The sequence below is a fragment of the Ruegeria sp. CE9 genome (genome assembly GCF_056537425.1).
This window is the reverse complement of record NZ_JBQFRO010000117.1, coordinates 1-720: the sequence shown is the minus strand read 5'-3', so window position 1 is coordinate 720 and position 720 is coordinate 1. Positions and strand designations below refer to the sequence as shown.

Here is a 720-nt window from a genome sequence, read left to right as displayed (position 1 = left end):
CGCACAACGCGATCTTGCGGAGAAAGTGCGGTGATATCATCCCCATCCAACACAACACGCCCCTCGCCCAGCGACAGCATGCCAAAGACCGCCTTCATGGCGGTCGATTTGCCCGCGCCATTAGGGCCCACAATGACGGCGATCTCGCCGCGCTCGACTGCGATGGTGCAGCTGTGCAGGATATCGGCCCCTTTGCCATATCCGCCCGTCATCGCCTCGCCGATCAAAAAGGGTGATGTCTCGCTCATGCCCCGATCTTGTCCTTATTTTTTAGACCTGTCCCAAGATAGGCCTCAATCACATCGTCATTTGCTTTGATCTCGTCCAATGTGCCTTCGGCCAAAACGCGCCCTTCGGCCATCACGATCACAGGGTCACAAAGCCGCCCGATGAAATCCATGTCATGTTCAATAACGCAGAATGTATATCCGCGCTCTTTGTTCAGGCGGATGATCGCATCGCCGATCGTGTTCAACAACGTGCGGTTAACGCCTGCACCCACCTCGTCTAGAAACACGATTTTTGCATCCACCATCATCGTGCGGCCCAGTTCCAACAGCTTTTTTTGGCCACCAGAAATCGCGCCTGCCGGATGATCTGCGAGATGGGAAATGGTTAGAAACTCCAACACTTCATCAGCCTTGGCTTTCAGCGCGCGCTCTTCTTCAGCAATGCGTTTGCGGCCAAACCATGTGTTCCACAGCGTTTCCCCCGATTGGC

The 720-nt window shown here is 55.0% G+C and carries 2 protein-coding genes; both read right to left on the bottom strand.

Features of this window, described 5'->3' with window-relative positions; all coding sequences use genetic code 11:
* On the bottom strand, positions 1–248 hold a 248-nt coding region (locus ACR0B3_RS24415), incomplete at its 3' end, for an ATP-binding cassette domain-containing protein (protein WP_480811299.1).
* Positions 245–720 (bottom strand): ABC transporter ATP-binding protein C-terminal domain-containing protein (locus ACR0B3_RS24410; RefSeq protein WP_480811298.1); only part of this gene is annotated, 476 nt, incomplete at its 5' end. The genes ACR0B3_RS24410 and ACR0B3_RS24415, both read right to left, overlap by 4 nt.